A 293-nucleotide genomic window follows, 5' to 3' on the forward strand; every position below is an offset into this window, starting at 1 on the left:
GCCAGGCAGCATCTCGGCTGGGAGCCGAAGGTTGCGCTGAGCGAGGGGCTCGCCCATACCACGTCCTATTTCGACGCCCTTCTGGGCGGCCGCCGGCCTGTCGTCCCGCGCGACGTCGAGGCATCTTCCGCCAGGGAGGCAACGGCATGACGACCCGCCGGCCCGTTCTGGTGACGGGTGGCGCCGGCTTTATCGGCAGCCATACCTGCAAGCTTTTGTCGGCTGCAGGCTACCTGCCGGTGGTCTACGACAATCTGAGCCGCGGCAACCGGAAGGCCGTCGGCTGGGGGCCG

The 293-nt window shown here is 68.9% G+C and carries 1 protein-coding gene; it reads left to right on the forward strand.

Going from position 1 to position 293, the window contains the following annotated elements:
- Nucleotides 1–146: 146 nt before the first annotated feature.
- On the forward strand, nt 147–293 hold a 147-nt coding region (locus EN824_RS34575), incomplete at its 3' end, for an NAD-dependent epimerase/dehydratase family protein (protein ID WP_135933234.1).

The organism is Mesorhizobium sp. M8A.F.Ca.ET.181.01.1.1, assembly GCF_004792025.1.
Classification (GTDB): Bacteria; Pseudomonadota; Alphaproteobacteria; order Rhizobiales; family Rhizobiaceae; genus Mesorhizobium.